Raw genomic sequence first — 16,319 nt, 5'->3', positions numbered from 1 at the left:
GACATTGAAATTGCTGCCCACCGGCATCACTTGTCTATCAACCGAAATCACTGACAATCAAGTCATCGAAAGGAGAGCCAACCATGGCTACCGTGAAAGTCGATACGTCAAACTTCCAGGCCGAAGTTCTGGATTCCGTAGAGCCCGTCGTTGTCGATTTCTGGGCTGAATGGTGTGGTCCGTGCAAGATGATTGCCCCCAGCCTTGAAGAAATCGCCACCGAGCTCGCTGGCAAGGTCAAGGTCGTGAAGCTGAACATTGATGAAAATCCGGAGCTTGCAGCGCAGTTCGGCGTTCGCTCCATCCCCACGCTCGCCATGTTCAAGGGCGGTGAAGTGGCGGACATCAAGGTTGGAGCAGCGCCAAAGACCGCTCTTTCAGCATGGATTTCCAGTGCTGCTTGATTGAGCGTTGACCTGAAATCAGAGAAGCCCGGTTATCGCCGGGCTTTTTTGTTGGATTATCCCCACCCTCGACGTCATCTCAGGCTTGACCCGAGGATGACGATGGGGATCTGGCGGCTCAATTCTCAAAGCCGATGTCCGCGGGCTTTTACGTCGGAACCGTGCCGTTTAATGCCAGCGCATTGCCTGCCAGATACAACGAGCCACCAATCAAAATCCGCGGCGCTGGTTTTCCGGGTACAATGCGCTTTTTCAGCTCTTCCAGCGCTTCCTCAATCGAGGATGTCGGCGCGGCGACCAACCCGGCATCGAACACTGCGTGCGCCAGCACCACTGGATCGATTGCTGCATCCGTGCCGTGGATAGGCACCGTAAAAACATATTGAGCGATATCGGCGAAGGCCTTGAAATAACCGACCTGATCCTTGGTATTGATCATGCCCGAAACGAGAAACAGCGGACGCGACTGCTTTTCTTCAAAGCCTGCCATAGCTTCGGCAATCACTTCGCCAGCACCAGGATTATGGCCGCCATCGATCCAGATTTCCGAACCGGCAGGTGCGAGATCAACAATATGGCCAGTCTTGATCCGTTGAAGGCGGCCCGGCCATTCGACTGAGGCCATCGCCGTTTCGATCATCTTGTTCGTCACTTCGAAGCCAGCCGCCTTGACGGCGCGGATGGCGGCGGCAGCGTTGGCGAGTTGATGGCGGCCAGGAAGGCGCGGCAGTGGTGCATCTACCAGGCTAAACTCATCCTGATAGACCATGCGCCCAAACTCTTCATGGGAGGAATAATCCTGCCCGTAGACTGCGGTCGGACACTTCAAACGTTCTGCGGTATCGACCAGCACATCGAGCGCTGCGTCATATTCCTGATGACCGATGACGACGGGCGATCCCGATTTCATGATCCCGGCCTTTTCGGCAGCAATCAGCTCGACGCTGTCGCCCAGATAGGCCTGATGATCGAGCGAGATCGGCATGATGATCGAAACCGCCGGGTTGGTGATGACGTTGGTGGCGTCGAAACGGCCGCCAAGGCCAACCTCGATGATAGCAGCATCGGCTGGATGTTCCGCAAACAGAACGAAGGTAACGGCTGTCAGGATTTCGAAGACGGTGATCATCTGGCCGCCATTGGCAGAAGCAACACGTTCCAGCGCATCGGCCAGAACCTCATCTTCGACATAGCGGCCCTTTTCGCCGCGAATGCCGAGTCGGTAGCGCTCATACCAATTGACGAGATGGGGAGAGGTGTGGACGTGCACGCTCAGACCTGCGGCCTCCAGAAGCGCGCGGCTGAAGGCTGTAACCGAGCCTTTGCCGTTGGTGCCAGCAACATGGATGATGGGTGGCAATCTTTTGTGCGGATTGCCAAGCTTTTCGAGGAGAATGGTGATCCTGTCGAGTGACAGATCGAAGCCTTTGGGATGAAGGCCCAAAAGCTTTTCGATGATCCGTTCTGCCTCGCTTTGCGCAGGCGTCGTCATATCCGTCATCGGCCCCTCCGGAGCCCAGTCTCTATAGACGTCAGGCGGAAGCCGCCAGCGGCAGGATTTCCGTCGACCTATCGGCTGGTGTCTTGGTCATGATCTTGAACAGGCTAGCCAGCGTGTCGGGAATTTCGCGCCGATCCACGACCATGTCGACCATTCCGTGATCCAGCAGATACTCCGATGTCTGGAAACCCTCAGGCAGCTTTTCGCGGATCGTCTGTTCGATGACGCGTTTGCCAGCAAAGCAGATTTCAGCACCGGGCTCGGCAATATGCACATCACCCAGCATGGCGTAAGATGCAGTGACACCACCCGTTGTCGGGTTGGTCAGGACAACAATATAGGGCATGCCCGCTTCTTTGAGCATGTTGACGGCAACCGTGGTGCGCGGCAGCTGCATCAACGACAAAATTCCTTCCTGCATACGTGCACCACCGGAAGCGGGGAACATCACGACGGGGCAACGCTCGGAGATAGCGCGCTCAAACGCTTTCACGATAGCTTCACCGGCAGCGATACCCAGCGAGCCGCCCATGAACTGGAACTCGTGCACAATGGCCACGATCTTCAAGCCCTTGAGCTTGCCGACACCGGAAAGAATCGTGTCCTCCTGTTCGGTCTTCACACGGCTGTCGCGCAGACGATCAGAATATTTTTTGGAATCGCGAAACTTCAAAGGGTCCTGAGCGACCTTCGGCTGCGGTAGCGCTTCGTAAACACCGCCATCGAACAGGTCTTCAAGACGCGCTTTCGCTGGCATCTTCATGTGAAAACCGGAGGCCGGAATGACCCACTTGTTTTCTTCGAGGTCCTTATGGAAGACCATCTCGCCTGTCTCTGGGCATTTGATCCAAAGATTTTCCGGCGTCTCGCGGCGGCCAAGCATGGAGTTGATCCGAGGCCGTACGTAATTGGTGATCCAGTTCACGTCTAATACTCCTGACTATCTGCGCTGAACCGAAGACTTATTCGGCAGCGGCAAGGCGCGATGCGCGCACACCCGTTGAAAGTCCCTTTACCAGTGTTGTGACGAAGGGAACAGTGTCATTCGTGGCTTTGCCATCCTTGGTCAGGCTGGCGGCAATCTGGTTGACGATGACAGAGCCGACCACGACGCCGTCGGCAACTGCACCGATCGCGCGGGCATGATCGGCCGTTTTGACCCCGAAGCCGACGCAGACCGGAAGATTCGTGTGCGACTTGATCCGCCCGACTGCGCCAGAAATCAGGGCCGGTTCCGGTAGTGCAGAACCGGTAATCCCGTTTGTCGATACATAGTAGACAAAGCCCGAGGTGTTTTTGAGAACAACAGGCAATCGCTTCTCATCGGTCGTTGGCGTCGCAAGGCGAATGAAATTAATGTCGCGGCTCAGAGCCGGCACGCACAGCTCGTCGTCCATTTCCGGCGGCAGGTCGACCACGATCAGGCCGTCTATGCCAGCCGCCAACGCGTCGTCCAGAAACGTTTCGACACCATAGATATAGATCGGATTGTAATAGCCCATCAGAACGATCGGTGTCGCATTATCCTGCTTGCGAAATTCCCGCGCCAGATCGAGCGTCGTTTTCAGCGTCTGCCCGCCTTTCAGCGCACGCTGTGCAGCGAGCTGAATGGCCGGGCCATCCGCCATCGGATCGGAAAACGGCATGCCGAGTTCGATGACATCGGCACCGGCTTCCGGGAGGGATTTCATAATACCGAGCGACGTTTCGAAATCCGGGTCGCCACCCATGAAATAGGTGATCAGTGCGGGGCGATTTTCAGCGCGCAGATCGGCAAAGCGCTTGTCCATACGTGCAGTCATGATTACGCACCCATTTCCAGAAGTTTCGCCACGGTAAAGATGTCCTTATCGCCACGGCCGCACAGGTTCATGACGATGATCTGGTCTTTATCCATTTTCGGCGCACGCTTGATGACTTCCGCCAGCGCATGGGCTGGTTCCAGCGCCGGAATAATGCCCTCGGTTCGCGTCAGCAACTGGAAGGCATCCAGCGCCTCATTGTCCTTAATGGGCACGTATTCAACACGGCCCGCATCTTTCAGCCAGGAATGTTCTGGTCCGATGCCGGGATAATCGAGACCAGCAGAAATCGAGTGACCTTCCTTGATCTGGCCATCGCTGTCCTGCAACAGATAAGTGCGGTTGCCGTGAAGTACGCCGGGCGATCCCGCCGTCAACGACGCGCAATGCTCCTCACCCTCAAGACCTTTACCGCCGGCTTCGACGCCAACGATTTTGACGCTGGCATCATCAAGGAACGGGTGGAACAGACCGATGGCATTCGAGCCGCCGCCGACGGCTGCTATCAGCATATCCGGAAGGCGACCTTCCGCTGCCATCATCTGCTCACGCACCTCGTGCCCGATGATTGACTGGAAGTCGCGGACCATTTCAGGGTATGGGTGCGGACCAGCCGCAGTACCAATCATGTAATAGGTGTCATCGACATTGGTGACCCAGTCACGCAACGCTTCATTCATGGCGTCCTTCAACGTGCCGTGGCCAGCCGTCACCGGCTTTACTTCGGCACCCAGAAGCTTCATTCGGAATACGTTAGGGGCCTGACGCTCCACATCGGTTGCGCCCATATAGACGACGCAGGGAATTCCGAAACGGGCCGCGACCGTTGCAGATGCAACGCCGTGTTGGCCAGCACCGGTTTCCGCGATGATGCGGGTCTTGCCCATGCGCTTGGCAAGCAGGATTTGGCCAAGGCAGTTGTTGATCTTGTGCGACCCGGTGTGGTTCAGCTCATCGCGCTTGAAGTAAATCTTCGCGCCACCAAGCTCCTGTGTCAGCCGCTCGGCAAAATAAAGCGGGCTTGGACGACCGGTGTAGTGGGTGTTGAGATGGGCAAGCTCGGCCTGAAACTCGGGGTCAGTCTTTGCCTTGTTCCACTGCTCCTGCAACTCAAGAATCAATGGCATCAGGGTTTCGGCAACGAAGCGGCCTCCGTAAATACCAAAACGGCCGTCCTCGTCGGGACCGGCGCGGAACGAGTTGGGTTTCAGCGTTTCGTTCACTCTCAAACTCCCTTTGATCCTGCTGAGCGGACCGCATCGAAAAATGCGTCGATCATGGCCAGATCCTTGATACCCGGTGATCTCTCGACACCGGAAGATGCATCTATTCCCCTCGCCCCGGTTTCCGCCAAGGCTGCAGCGATGTTGTCCTTGTTCAGGCCTCCCGAAAGCATGTAATCCACACTTTCGTCAAGAGACCGCAACAACGTCCAGTCGAAAGAGACGCCATTGCCGCCGGGCAGATCGGAACCCTTTGGCGGCTTGGCATCGAACAGAAATTTATCGGCAATCCCAATATAGGGATCAATTCTGGCAAGATCATCGTCATCGCGAATGGAAAACGCTTTAATGACAGGCAATCCATAGACGGCTTTAACGTTCAGCACCCGCTCGGGGCTTTCGCTGCCATGAAGCTGAAGCACATCGGGTTTCAACAGATCGATGATCTCGTCCAGCTCATCATTGCCGGCATCGACGGTGACGGCGACGATCTTGACGCTGCCGCGCACGGCATCTGCAAGTTTACCGGCAATGTCGGGTTCGATGTTGCGCGGGCTTTTCTCGAAAAAGATGAAGCCGATATGGCTCGCACCGCGCCGAACGGCCCGTTCGATTGCATCCGCCGACGTCAATCCGCAAATCTTGATATCCGGTCTCATAGCTTGGGAGGTGCCACGAAATGACCGTCGAGTCGAGCCAAATCGAAACAGTCGTTAAAACAGAGCAAATGTTTCACGTGAATCCAAAATGTTTAGAATGGTTTTAGTCGAAATCGATTGCGTGAAGTTGCGATCCATTCCGTTTCAACCATGTTTTCGACGTTTCCATATCCGGGCACAGCGTCTCGCACAAAGCCCAGAATTTTGGTCCATGGTTCATCTCGCGAAGATGCGCTACTTCATGGGCGGCCAGATAATCGATCACGCTTTCCGGCGCCATGACGATGCGCCAGGAAAAGCTGAGATTGCCTTCATGCGAGCAGGACCCCCAACGGCTACGGGTATCCTTTATGGAAATCGAACGGATCGGCTTACCGATGCTGTTGGCATGAACGGCAACGAGACGTTCCAGATCGGCGCGCGCTTCCCTCTTCAAAAACGTTGCAATCCGCTTTCTTAGATTTTCTGGCAGCCCGCTGACACGCAGCACCGCTTCTCCAGCCTCGCCAGTGGCCAGATGAGTGACACCACGCAATGTGCCGGTATGTTCAATGCGATGCAGAACGCCACGAATGAAGATGCTGCCGCCATCCACCAGCCCAGCATCATCGGAAAATTTCGACAGTCTGCTTTTGAGCCAACCATTATGGCGATCAAGAAAATCGTCCACGTCTCGGTGGTGAAGACCGTAGGGAATGGTCATTTTCAACGCCTTGCCGCCGGGCTCGATCCGCAAGGTGATGCGGGTTGCACGTTGATTTTCCCTGATGGTAATCGGCAAGCTACGACCGTCAACATCCACCATGCGCTGCGATGGCGCAGACCGGGACAGCGCAGACGATTTCAAGGTCTTTCGGAGAAGCGAAAACATGTCCTTTCATAGCGATTCGCGATGCGAAAAGCTATCAGCTTCACCTCACACGGCCTTTTGATGTTTACGCATGAAATCCAGCATACGGGGTGCGATATCGCTGCGGAAGCGTGAGCCGTTGAAAACGCCATAGTGGCCGACATCCGGCTGCACGTAGTGTTCCCGCTTCTCATTGGGAATGTTCAAGCAAATGTCATGAGCAGCCTTCGTCTGGCCGGCGCCGGAAATGTCGTCGTTCTCGCCTTCCACGGTGAATAGCGCGACGTTTCGGATAGCAGATGGTTCCACCGTCCTGCCCCTGTGCAGCATTGTACCCTTGGGGAGAGCATGTTCGATGAAAACGGTTTCAACAGTCTGGAGATAGAATTCCGCGGTCAAATCCATCACTGCCAGATATTCATCATAGAAATCGCGGTGTTTCTCTGCCGGCTCTCCGTCATTCTTGACGAGGTTGAGGTAGAAATCCTTGTGCGCCGTCATGTGCCGATCGAGGTTCATGGACATAAAGCCAGACAGCTGCAGAAAGCCGGGATAGACGGCGCGGCCGAAGCCTGGCTGCGGCCACGGCACCTGCATCACCACATTGTCGCGAAACCACTCGATGGGCTTGCCTTTGGCCATTTCATTGACTGCGGTTGGATTGATGCGGGTATCGATAGGCCCACCCATCAGTGTCATCGAAGCCGGTGAGAAGGTATCCCCATCGGCCTCCATGATGGCAACGGCCGCCAGTACCGGCACCGATGGCTGGCAAACGGCCACGACATGCACGCCTTCACCGATGTGATGCAGCATCTCGATGACATAGGAAATGTAGTCATCCAGATCGAGCCCGCCGTCGGTTAGCGGCACTGTTCGCGCATCCATCCAGTCGGTGATGTAGATCTCGGCAGAGGATAGCAATGCTTCAACTGTTCCCCGAAGAAGCGTGGCATAGTGTCCAGACATCGGGGCGACGAGCAAAATTTTTGGGTCGGCCTTGCGATCAACAGCAACATTACGGTTGAAACGTACCAGATTACAAAACGGCTTCGACCAGACGATCTCCTCGTTAACGGCCACAGGCTCGTCATCGACCAGCGTGGAGAAAAGTCCGAATTCCGGTTTACCGTAACGTCGGGTCAACCGCTCGAAAACTTCGAAGCCTGCATCCAGACTGCGACCAAAAGCCGTATTCGACATGGGATTGAGCGGATTGCTATAGGCTCGACGCATGAGGTCGGCACTGGCGCGCAGCGGCGCCATCGCGGCATGGTTCATTTCATAAAATTGATAGAACATAGATAAACGCCTCCCATCGTCATCTCAGTCTTTTAAGGAGAGTAGCATCTTTTCGCACTTGCACAAAATCAACCGATTTTGAGACTAATGCGAAGTCCTCCTATCCTTCGTGGCTCAATGCGAAAGGGCAAGCCGAAGCCTGCCCATGCACTATTTCCACGATCTTCAATTAGATATCAGCGATGAATGTCTGCTTCTGCGTTCCAAGCCCGTCAATTCCGAGTTCGACCACATCACCGGCTTTGAGAAAGCGCGGAGGCTTCATCCCAAGGCCGACGCCTGGCGGGGTGCCGGTGGAAATGATGTCGCCGGGATGCAGGGACATGAACTGGCTGAGGTAGGACACGACGTGGGCAACGCCATAGACCATGGTCTTGCTGGAGCCATTCTGCATCGTCTCGCCATTGACCTTCAGCCACATGCCGAGGTTTTGCGGGTCGGCAACTTCGTCCTTGGTAACGAGCCAAGGTCCAATAGGGCCGAAGGTGTCACAGGATTTACCTTTGGTCCACTGCCCTTGACGCTCAGTTTGAAAAGCACGTTCCGACACATCATGGGACACGCAATAGCCGGCAACATAATCAAGCGCGTCAGCCTCAGACACATATTTTGCCGTTTTGCCTATCACGACTCCCAGTTCGACTTCCCAGTCTGTCTTTTCCGAACCGCGGGGAATGACGACATTGTCGTCAGGACCGACGATGGCGGAGGTGGCCTTCATAAAGATCACCGGTTCTGGCGGCACCTTGGCACCGGTTTCGGCGGCATGGTCGGAGAAGTTGAGCCCGATGCAGATAAACTTGCCAGTGCCGGAAACGCAGGCGCCGATACGGTCTTCGGACAATACAGGAAGTGAAGAAAGATCGAGGTTTTCAATGGTTTTCAAACCGTCCGGAGAGATTGCCTCACCGCCAATGTCCCTCACATGCGCCGACAGATCTCGGATTTTACCATCTGCATCAAGGATGGCTGGCTTTTCCTGGCCAGGTTGGCCAACGCGCATCAGTTTCATGGAACTCTCTCCCTATAGCTATGATCATGCATATATGAACGAACTATTTATCCTTGTCACGCTTAGACCATCAAAAATGCGGACCCTCGTTGATCTCGCGCATTCTGCTTTGCGCGTCCTCCAATGAAGGCTACACCATTCCATGGCTTCACGAGGTGTTATTGTGACGCCGAAAATTGTCGAGGAGATGATATGACCTACAGCAATTCACGTCAGTCAGAATACCCGGTGGATCCCATCTTTCTGGACCGATGGTCGCCACGCGCTTTCGTTGATGCAGCGATGCCCAAAGAACATTTGCTGACAATTCTCGATGCAGCACATTGGGCGCCGTCGGCATCCAATCAGCAGCCGTGGCGTTTCGTTTATACCCATAAGGGCAGCCCGCATTGGGACACATTCATCAGTCTTTTGATGGAGGGAAACCAGCGTTGGGCGAAGGACGCATCCGTCCTGCTTTTCGTCATTTCACGGAATTATAATGTTTCACGCGACGGTGAGAAAAAACCCGCGACGACCCATTCCTTCGATGCTGGTGCGGCGTGGTTCGCTCTCGCCTTGCAGGCGCATTATCTCGGTTACCACGCCCATGCCATGGCCGGTATTTTCAATGACAAGATCGTTGAAACGCTGAACGTGCCTGAAGGCTATGTCGTGGAAGCAGCAGTTGCCATTGGCACCATCGCTGACAAAAGCACCCTGCCCGACGATTTGGCTGCACGAGAAAATCCCAGTGAAAGACTGCCACTCTCTGACGTAGCATTCGAAGGAAGTTTCACCGGCAAAGCCGATTGAAGAGCGACGGCGGCTCGCCATCATGCGAGAAGGCCCGATGGAGTGTTCCACAGGGCCTTTCTTTAACAAGACGTTTCACGTGAATCGTTTTTTTGCAACAATCCACCGTTTAAAATTAGATGTCGAGATTGGCTACGTTCAGGGCATTTTCCTGAATGAAGTCGCGCCGAGGCTCGACTTCATCACCCATAAGGCGGGCGAAGAGACTATCTGCATCCGTCGCATCCGGGACTCTCACCTGAAGCAGCGAACGCACATTGGCATCGAGCGTGGTTTCCCATAGCTGCTCGGCATTCATTTCGCCCAGCCCCTTGTACCGCTGCATCGAAAGGCCCTTGCGACCGGACGCGAAGATCGCGTCGAGAAGCGAGCGTGGTCCGGAAATCGTCAGCGCTCCGTCCTTGCGCTTCAGCACCGGCGGTGTCTTGTAGACGTCACCCATGCGAGTGGCCAGCTGATCGATGTGTCGAGCATCTGCCGATCCCATCAGGCCCATATCCAGCGTAGAAACTTCCTTCACGCCGCGCACCATGCGCCAGAAGCGCAAGCCACCATCGTTCAAAACTTCGCCTGTCCAGCCCCGTTCTGTCTCTTCGGCAATCATATCCAAACGACGCGCAACTTCAGCAACCGTGGCTTCAGCCTTGCTGGCATCTGCGGACAGTTCCGGGTTGAGCGCACCGGCGATGGCGGCCTGCTCGACAATAGAGCGGCTGTAGCGTGAGTGCAAATTGTCAATCAGCGTGCGCATGCGCACCGCGTCGAGAATAACCTCGCGCAAATCATCGCCGACACGGACTTCGCCGGAGCCGACCGTGAGCGACGCTTCGTCAATACCCATTGTAATCAGATATTCTTCGAGCGCCTTCTCGTCTTTCAGGTACTGGACGGACTTGCCGCGCGTGACCTTATAGAGTGGTGGCTGGGCGATATAGATATGACCACGCTCGATCAGTTCCGGCATCTGGCGGAAGAAGAACGTCAGCAGCAGCGTGCGAATATGGGCGCCATCCACGTCAGCATCGGTCATGATGATGATCTTGTGGTAACGCAGCTTGTCCGCATTGAACTCATCCTTACCGATGGATGTGCCCAAAGCCGTAATCAGCGTACCAATTTCCTGGCTCGACAGCATCTTGTCGAACCGAGCGCGTTCCACGTTCAGGATTTTACCGCGCAGCGGCAAAATAGCCTGTGTTTCACGCGAGCGACCCTGCTTTGCAGACCCACCAGCCGAATCACCCTCGACGAGGAAGACTTCGGATTTGGCCGGATCGCGCTCCGAGCAATCGGCAAGCTTGCCGGGTAAGGATGAGATGTCGAGCGCGCCCTTGCGACGGGTCAGTTCACGGGCCTTGCGAGCGGCTTCACGCGCAATTGCGGCTTCAACGACCTTGCCGACAAGGATCTTGGCTTCGGTCGGGTGTTCTTCAAACCAGGTGCTGAGCGCCTCATTGACGAGGTTTTCAACGACCGGACGCACTTCTGAAGACACCAGCTTGTCTTTTGTCTGCGACGAGAACTTCGGATCGGGGACCTTGACCGAGAGAACGGCGGTCAGACCTTCACGGCAATCTTCACCCTGCAGTGACACTTTTTCACGCTTGGTGATACCAGAACTATCTGCATAGGAGGTAACCTGGCGCGTCAGCGCGCCACGGAAACCAGCCATATGCGTTCCGCCATCTCGCTGGGGAATGTTGTTGGTGAAGCACAGCATGTTTTCATGATAGGTGTCGTTCCACCACATCGCGACTTCAACGGTGATGCCGTCTTTTTCGCCGATGATGTAAACCGGCTTGTCCACCAGCGGCTTTTTGGCCCGATCGAGATAACGCACGAAGGCTGCAAGACCGCCATCATATAACATCTCTTCCTGCTTGATGTCGGAGTGACGCTTGTCGGTCAAAAGAATGCGCACGCCCGAATTCAGGAAGGCCAACTCGCGCAACCGGTGTTCCAGCGTCGCGTAGGTATACTCGGTCATGGTGAAGGTGTCGGTGCTGGCAAGGAAGGTGACTTCCGTGCCAGAGCGGCCCTCATATTCGCCAACGATCTTCAGCGGGCCATCGGCCACGCCGTGCGTGAAGGAAATCTCGTGGATTTTTCCGTTGCGGCGAATACGCAGCTTCAGCCAGACCGACAGCGCGTTGACAACGGAAACACCCACGCCATGCAGGCCGCCCGAAACCTTATAGGAATTCTGGTCGAACTTTCCGCCCGCATGCAGCTGCGTCATGATGACTTCGGCGGCCGAGACGCCTTCCCCGGTATGGATATCGGTTGGAATGCCGCGACCGTTATCGGTGACGGAAACCGAACCATCGGCGTTCAGCGTGACTGTTACAAGATCGGCGTGACCGGCCAGCGCTTCATCGATGGCGTTATCTACGACTTCGTAGACCATGTGGTGCAGACCGGAACCGTCGTCGGTATCACCGATATACATGCCGGGACGTTTGCGCACCGCATCAAGGCCTTTCAGGACCTTGATCGAGTCGGCTCCATAGGCTGCACTGGCGGCGTTTTTTTCGCTCGACGTCGTTTCAGTCATAAGCACTCTTTCCAAATGTATCTGTCGCAGCGCCATCTCAAACCAGGATAGTGCTACAGCGAATCACTTTAAATCTGACGTGTGACTATAGAAATTCCGCCTCGATATCCAAAGTCCACAACCGCCAAAACCCGGCACAAAACAGGGGATAGCGCGGGTTTCAATCGCAAGAACGGCTTTTTTGCAGCACCTCTGCCAATTCATCTATCACAGTTGGCGACAGCTTGCGAATATTCCGCGCCAATCCATTGGCCAGAGCGGTATATTCCTTCGGCAAACCGGCGGTATCGATCACAACACGTGGGTCTGACGCACCCGCCAACGAGAACAATTCTTCAGCCTCATCCCAGATAATGTTGAAATATCCGGCAATACGCTGGAGCAAATCGAAACTCGGTTTGCCTCGCTTGCCGTGTTCCAGCGCCGAGAGATAGGCAGGCGAAACACCAATCGCCAGCGCCATCTGTTTTTGCGTCACACCCTTTTTTTCCCGCAGCACGCGCACGGCATCGGCAAAAGGAGTCATGACGTATCGCCTCGCCGTCTGGCAAGACGCACATAAAGCGCGCCGTCGCCGCCATGGTTCATCGATGCGTCCTCATAGGACGAAATGAGGTAGCGGTATTCCGGCTTGGAAAACCACATGGGCACCGCTCGCTTCAACGCGCCATCACTGCCCATGGACCGACCCTTGCCGGTAATGACGAGAACGTGGCGCAGCCCGCGCTCATGCGCACGGATCAGAAAATCGAGCAGCACGGCGTGAGCTTCGCTTTGGAACATGCCATGGAGATCGATCCGCGCCTCCAGCGGCAGACGCCCGCGGGTCAATTTGCGCTTGACCGGCTTCTCCAGCGGTGTGTGAATTCGCTTCCTGTCCGTCTCGGCGAGGGTCGCCTGGGGTACCGTTTCGATGATCATTTGCGGGAATGGTGGAATGGGTTTGCCGGATTTCGTTTCAGGCTGCTTCGGCACGACAATCTCGACTTCGGCTTCCAGCGCTTCAAAGGCAAGCAGGTCTTCGACGCGCCCGGAAATCAACCGCGTCGTCTTTGCTACCTTGCCCCATAAAATGCGCTCGTCCTTGCCAAGCTTGCGGCCGCCCTTCATCACCGATACCTTTCCGCTGCTCCACGCGGTATCAATATATAAAAATCTGCTTCGTTGCGCACCGTGCCAGCCAGTTCTCCAGCCTCATATCCAGAGCCTGTAAAAATATCGCCTCGCGCCGGTCCTACGATCGCCGAGCCGGTGTCCAGCGCCAGCATCAGCCTGCCGAACGGTTGGCCTGTATCGAGATGCGTCAGGCTCGGTGCATTGATATAAAACGGAAATCCGAATGTATGGATCAGGCGATCGACCGCCAGGGACCGACCGGCGACCAGAGGCACCTTTGCGGCAGCGATAGGGCCGAGCTCTAAGCCTTCCACATCTGCCTCGCGGAAAAAGATGTAGGAGCGATTGTGCCAAAGCACCTCGTCCACCTGCTCAGGGTGATCGTTGAGCCATGCGCGAATTGTCTGCATCGAGATAGTGGCAGCGTCGAGTTCGCCGCGGTCCAGCAACAAGCGTCCTATCGCAGAAAACTGGTGGCCGGCTTTTGCAGCATAGGTAATGCGTTTGATGGTTCCATCGGCAAAACGAAGCCTCGCAGCACCCTGTACATGAACAAAGAAAAGATCGACCTTTGACTTCGCCCAGGCGATTTCCAGACCTCGGCCTTGCAGATAGCCCCGATCAATCTCGCCTCTATCAGGGTAAGTGCTGATCGCTCCCTCACGGTTTAAACCAAAGGCATAATGGGCATCGATGGCAGCAGGCCTGTTGCTCTCATCCAGATCGATCAGATCTGCGGGACGGCGATAGATTGGATATTTCCAGACCGTATCCGGTGTCGCGGACACTTCCAATCCCGGTTCATAAAAGGCGGTTACGAAGCCTTTTTTACCGGACGTGAGCGATACTTTGAATGGCAGACACTGTTCTTCAAAAAACTGGCGGGCAATCTCTGCACCCGCCAGTTCAACCTTGTCGGCTTTTTCAAGAAGCGGCACAAGATCGTCCGCTGTCAGGCCAATCGCGCCTGTGCGATAGGGCTTGCCACCCCGCAAATGTGTGAGGACGGATCGAAGCGCCGGGAAGAGCGGTGACGGGTCATCCGCCTGCCAACCGGGCAGTTCATCGAACGACACATGTTTGATGTCGAAATCCTGCCCAGTCGTCGTCATTGTTCAGATTCGGTCGCGATCAGCTTCCAGTTCGGGTCACGCGAGCGAATATCACGCGAGAAGGTCCAGATGTCATCAACCTCGGAAACACTTTCCGCATCGCCATCGATGACCTTGCCATCCTTGTCATAGGTTGCCGAAATCAGTTGGCTGATGATCCGCAGGGTAATCTGCTCTTCGGAATCACGGATGCTGGCGTGGGTGATATCGATCTTTTCTGTACCGACGAATGTCGATTTGACAATTTCGCCGCGGCTTTCCCGTTCAGAGATTGCCGCATCGAATCCTTCATAGACCTCCTTGGACAGAAGATTTTTGAGAGACTTGCGGTCTCCATCGGCGAAAGCCATCACGATCATCTCGTATGCCATGCGCGCGCCGTTCAGGAACTCCTTGGGGCGGAAAGACGGATCGGTCTTCGTCAATTCACGCAACGAATCATTGAGCGCAGAACCTACCGGTGCAATCGCGTCGATTTCTGCAAAAGGGTTTTCCTCTTCACCATCGCCACGACGAGGCAAGGTCACGACCTTGTTATCCTCAATGGGAGATTTGGCAGCATCGCGTGGGCTATAAGGGTCGATCGGAGGCTTTTCACTACCGGTACGACGGCCAAGAACGCTGCGAAGCTGAAGAAAGATCAGCACTGCAGCCACAAGGAAAAACAATGTTATAAAGTCGCTTGAGCCCATCTTTTACCGAAACCGCCATTTAAATCTAATTTTCTACACATCATATAGTCTGCATCTGCTCATCATTCAAACCTGCAGATTCAATCGGCTCTATCAAAGGTTCGGCACAGTGATGATCTCGTCCCGATCCAGCATCGAATTTTCCGGAAGAAAGCTTTCGGCTCGGTGTTCCAGTAACACGCAAGGCTAACGATATGCGTTTCTCGTTCTTACCCATCGTCGTACTTCTGATGCCGATCCTCGAAATTGCCGGTTTTATCGTCGTTGGCAAGGCACTGGGGTTGTGGCTGACGCTGGCGCTTATTCTATTTACCTCGTTCCTTGGTCTCGTCATTCTCAGAGCTGGCGGTCTCGGCATGGTGCGCAATCTGCAAAATGCCAGTCGCACCGGCGATGAACCCGCTCAGGCGATGATCAACGGCGGCATGCGCGTTATCGCCGGTATTCTTTTGTTCGTGCCTGGCTTCATTACCGATATCATTGGACTGCTTCTGCTAGTGCCAGCCTTCAGGACGTTGATCTGGAAGGCGATCGGTCCTCGCATCGTCGTTGCGGGGTCCTTCAAAACGCAAGGGTTTCGCAGAGATCAGCAGAATTCCGGCTCTGCCAAGGTGGTGGATCTGGATGACGAGGATTTCCATCGCGATGGGCCGAACAACTCTCCCTGGTCGCAAAACAGGGATGATCGCAACTTGCCCAAACCTTGACGCGACCCGTATATCAAAGGGTTGTAAGCCTATTGTCTAAATGATAGACGGCTTTCCAAGAATTCAATCCGCGAGGACATAGTATGACCACTGAAAACGGTGCGCAGGACGGTGCAAACCCTTCCCTCAATATTCTGACCCAATACACCAAGGATTTGTCCTTTGAAAATCCTGGTGCTCCCCGTTCGCTTCAGGCCAGAGATGGCGCGCCTGCGATCAACATCAACGTCAACGTCAATGCAAACCCGATTTCGGGTTCCGACTTCGACGTCGTCCTGACGCTGAACGCTGAAGCCAAGGATGGCGACAAGATTTTGTTCGTAGCTGAACTGGTCTATGGCGGCGTTTTTCGTATTACCGGTTTTCCGCAGGAACATATGCTGCCTGTGCTTTTCATCGAGTGCCCTCGCCTGCTGTTCCCCTTCGCACGCCAGATCATTGCAGACGTCACACGCAATGGCGGTTTCCCGCCACTGATGATCGATCCTATCGATTTCTCTCAGATGTTTGCCCAGCGTGTTGCTGAAGAACAGGCCCGTGCACAGGTCCAGGCCGTTCCAAACTGATAGCTGATAGCTGACAGATGATTG

General features: G+C 55.1%; 17 protein-coding genes. 4 read left to right on the top strand and 13 right to left on the bottom strand.

The features are described from left to right. Positions 1 to 83: 83 nt before the first annotated feature. Entirely contained in the window at positions 84 to 404 is a 321-nt protein-coding gene (gene trxA / locus ATO67_RS07340; protein ID WP_067646133.1) for a thioredoxin, read from the top strand. Positions 405 to 552: 148 nt separating this feature from the next. On the opposite strand, the gene ATO67_RS07335 is transcribed toward trxA, so the two are convergent. The 8 genes from ATO67_RS07335 to ATO67_RS07300 form a co-directional block, all read right to left on the bottom strand. Further along, a complete protein-coding gene (locus ATO67_RS07335; protein WP_067646295.1) occupies positions 553 to 1,896 on the bottom strand; it encodes a bifunctional folylpolyglutamate synthase/dihydrofolate synthase in 1,344 nt (447 codons plus the stop codon). A gap of 40 nt (positions 1,897 to 1,936) precedes the next feature. Next, the gene (gene accD / locus ATO67_RS07330) at positions 1,937 to 2,830 is read right to left on the bottom strand and encodes an acetyl-CoA carboxylase, carboxyltransferase subunit beta (protein ID WP_067646131.1); all 894 of its coding nucleotides are present in this window, start codon (positions 2,828 to 2,830) and stop codon (positions 1,937 to 1,939) included. Positions 2,831 to 2,867: 37 nt separating this feature from the next. Further along, entirely contained in the window at positions 2,868 to 3,707 is an 840-nt protein-coding gene (gene trpA / locus ATO67_RS07325; protein ID WP_067646129.1) for a tryptophan synthase subunit alpha, read from the bottom strand. 2 nt (positions 3,708 to 3,709) lie between these two features. Further along, the gene (gene trpB, locus ATO67_RS07320) at positions 3,710 to 4,930 is read right to left on the bottom strand and encodes a tryptophan synthase subunit beta (RefSeq protein ID WP_067646127.1); all 1,221 of its coding nucleotides are present in this window, start codon (positions 4,928 to 4,930) and stop codon (positions 3,710 to 3,712) included. A 2-nt stretch (positions 4,931 to 4,932) separates the two neighbouring features. Next, positions 4,933 to 5,589 carry a phosphoribosylanthranilate isomerase gene (locus ATO67_RS07315; protein WP_067646125.1) on the bottom strand — a complete coding sequence of 219 codons (657 nt, stop codon included), beginning with the start codon at positions 5,587 to 5,589 and terminating at the stop codon, positions 4,933 to 4,935. 103 nt (positions 5,590 to 5,692) lie between these two features. Next, positions 5,693 to 6,460, bottom strand: coding sequence for a M48 family metallopeptidase (locus tag ATO67_RS07310; RefSeq protein WP_067646123.1), 768 nt, complete (start codon positions 6,458 to 6,460; stop codon positions 5,693 to 5,695). A gap of 45 nt (positions 6,461 to 6,505) precedes the next feature. Then, positions 6,506 to 7,741 (bottom strand): polyhydroxyalkanoate depolymerase, encoded by a 1,236-nt coding sequence (locus ATO67_RS07305; RefSeq protein ID WP_067646121.1) that lies wholly within the window; start codon positions 7,739 to 7,741, stop codon positions 6,506 to 6,508. A gap of 169 nt (positions 7,742 to 7,910) precedes the next feature. Beyond that, positions 7,911 to 8,753: a fumarylacetoacetate hydrolase family protein gene (locus tag ATO67_RS07300; protein ID WP_067646119.1), complete on the bottom strand. Its 843-nt coding sequence runs from the start codon at positions 8,751 to 8,753 to the stop codon at positions 7,911 to 7,913. A gap of 192 nt (positions 8,754 to 8,945) precedes the next feature. Here ATO67_RS07300 and ATO67_RS07295 point away from each other — a divergent pair, with 192 nt between their 5' ends. Next, positions 8,946 to 9,548, top strand: coding sequence for a nitroreductase family protein (locus ATO67_RS07295; protein WP_067646117.1), 603 nt, complete (start codon positions 8,946 to 8,948; stop codon positions 9,546 to 9,548). A gap of 115 nt (positions 9,549 to 9,663) precedes the next feature. On the opposite strand, the gene ATO67_RS07290 is transcribed toward ATO67_RS07295, so the two are convergent. The 5 genes from ATO67_RS07290 to ATO67_RS07270 form a co-directional block, all read right to left on the bottom strand. Continuing rightward, entirely contained in the window at positions 9,664 to 12,102 is a 2,439-nt protein-coding gene (locus ATO67_RS07290) for a DNA gyrase subunit B (protein ID WP_067646113.1), read from the bottom strand. A 160-nt stretch (positions 12,103 to 12,262) separates the two neighbouring features. Further along, positions 12,263 to 12,628 carry a helix-turn-helix domain-containing protein gene (locus tag ATO67_RS07285; RefSeq protein ID WP_067646111.1) on the bottom strand — a complete coding sequence of 122 codons (366 nt, stop codon included), beginning with the start codon at positions 12,626 to 12,628 and terminating at the stop codon, positions 12,263 to 12,265. Then, positions 12,625 to 13,212, bottom strand: coding sequence for a Smr/MutS family protein (locus ATO67_RS07280; protein ID WP_067646109.1), 588 nt, complete (start codon positions 13,210 to 13,212; stop codon positions 12,625 to 12,627). The genes ATO67_RS07285 and ATO67_RS07280 overlap by 4 nt, the downstream gene beginning before the upstream one ends. Continuing rightward, the gene (gene mltA / locus ATO67_RS07275) at positions 13,212 to 14,330 is read right to left on the bottom strand and encodes a murein transglycosylase A (RefSeq protein ID WP_067646107.1); all 1,119 of its coding nucleotides are present in this window, start codon (positions 14,328 to 14,330) and stop codon (positions 13,212 to 13,214) included. Before mltA ends, ATO67_RS07280 begins: the two co-directional genes overlap by 1 nt. Then, entirely contained in the window at positions 14,327 to 15,022 is a 696-nt protein-coding gene (locus tag ATO67_RS07270) for a Tim44/TimA family putative adaptor protein (RefSeq protein ID WP_067646105.1), read from the bottom strand. Before ATO67_RS07270 ends, mltA begins: the two co-directional genes overlap by 4 nt. Positions 15,023 to 15,216: 194 nt before the next feature. Between ATO67_RS07270 and ATO67_RS07265 the strand changes: the two genes are divergently transcribed. Next, positions 15,217 to 15,729 (top strand): FxsA family protein, encoded by a 513-nt coding sequence (locus ATO67_RS07265; protein WP_067646103.1) that lies wholly within the window; start codon positions 15,217 to 15,219, stop codon positions 15,727 to 15,729. 83 nt (positions 15,730 to 15,812) lie between these two features. After that, the gene (secB, locus tag ATO67_RS07260; RefSeq protein ID WP_067646101.1) at positions 15,813 to 16,295 is read left to right on the top strand and encodes a protein-export chaperone SecB; all 483 of its coding nucleotides are present in this window, start codon (positions 15,813 to 15,815) and stop codon (positions 16,293 to 16,295) included. Positions 16,296 to 16,319 lie beyond the last annotated feature (24 nt).

It is taken from the genome of Agrobacterium bohemicum (genome assembly GCF_001562555.1).
Classification (GTDB): domain Bacteria; phylum Pseudomonadota; class Alphaproteobacteria; order Rhizobiales; family Rhizobiaceae; genus Agrobacterium; species Agrobacterium bohemicum.
The sequence above is the reverse complement of the archived record's forward strand: the minus strand, read 5'-3'. Positions and strand labels throughout refer to the sequence as shown.

What these genes read in the sequence shown, in the direction of transcription:
- ATO67_RS07265 (WP_067646103.1), top strand. Translation starts at nt 15,217, where the DNA reads ATGCGTTTCTCGTTCTTACCCATCGTCGTACTTCTGATGCCGATCCTC.
- ATO67_RS07310 (WP_067646123.1), bottom strand. Translation starts at nt 6,460, where the DNA reads ATGTTTTCGCTTCTCCGAAAGACCTTGAAATCGTCTGCGCTGTCCCGG.
- ATO67_RS07280 (WP_067646109.1), bottom strand. Translation starts at nt 13,212, where the DNA reads ATGAAGGGCGGCCGCAAGCTTGGCAAGGACGAGCGCATTTTATGGGGC.
- ATO67_RS07300 (WP_067646119.1), bottom strand. Translation starts at nt 8,753, where the DNA reads ATGAAACTGATGCGCGTTGGCCAACCTGGCCAGGAAAAGCCAGCCATC.
- ATO67_RS07295 (WP_067646117.1), top strand. Translation starts at nt 8,946, where the DNA reads ATGACCTACAGCAATTCACGTCAGTCAGAATACCCGGTGGATCCCATC.
- trxA (WP_067646133.1), top strand. Translation starts at nt 84, where the DNA reads ATGGCTACCGTGAAAGTCGATACGTCAAACTTCCAGGCCGAAGTTCTG.
- ATO67_RS07305 (WP_067646121.1), bottom strand. Translation starts at nt 7,741, where the DNA reads ATGTTCTATCAATTTTATGAAATGAACCATGCCGCGATGGCGCCGCTG.
- ATO67_RS07315 (WP_067646125.1), bottom strand. Translation starts at nt 5,589, where the DNA reads ATGAGACCGGATATCAAGATTTGCGGATTGACGTCGGCGGATGCAATC.
- mltA (WP_067646107.1), bottom strand. Translation starts at nt 14,330, where the DNA reads ATGACGACGACTGGGCAGGATTTCGACATCAAACATGTGTCGTTCGAT.
- ATO67_RS07290 (WP_067646113.1), bottom strand. Translation starts at nt 12,102, where the DNA reads ATGACTGAAACGACGTCGAGCGAAAAAAACGCCGCCAGTGCAGCCTAT.
- ATO67_RS07335 (WP_067646295.1), bottom strand. Translation starts at nt 1,896, where the DNA reads ATGACGACGCCTGCGCAAAGCGAGGCAGAACGGATCATCGAAAAGCTT.
- ATO67_RS07270 (WP_067646105.1), bottom strand. Translation starts at nt 15,022, where the DNA reads ATGGGCTCAAGCGACTTTATAACATTGTTTTTCCTTGTGGCTGCAGTG.
- secB (WP_067646101.1), top strand. Translation starts at nt 15,813, where the DNA reads ATGACCACTGAAAACGGTGCGCAGGACGGTGCAAACCCTTCCCTCAAT.
- ATO67_RS07285 (WP_067646111.1), bottom strand. Translation starts at nt 12,628, where the DNA reads ATGACTCCTTTTGCCGATGCCGTGCGCGTGCTGCGGGAAAAAAAGGGT.
- trpA (WP_067646129.1), bottom strand. Translation starts at nt 3,707, where the DNA reads ATGACTGCACGTATGGACAAGCGCTTTGCCGATCTGCGCGCTGAAAAT.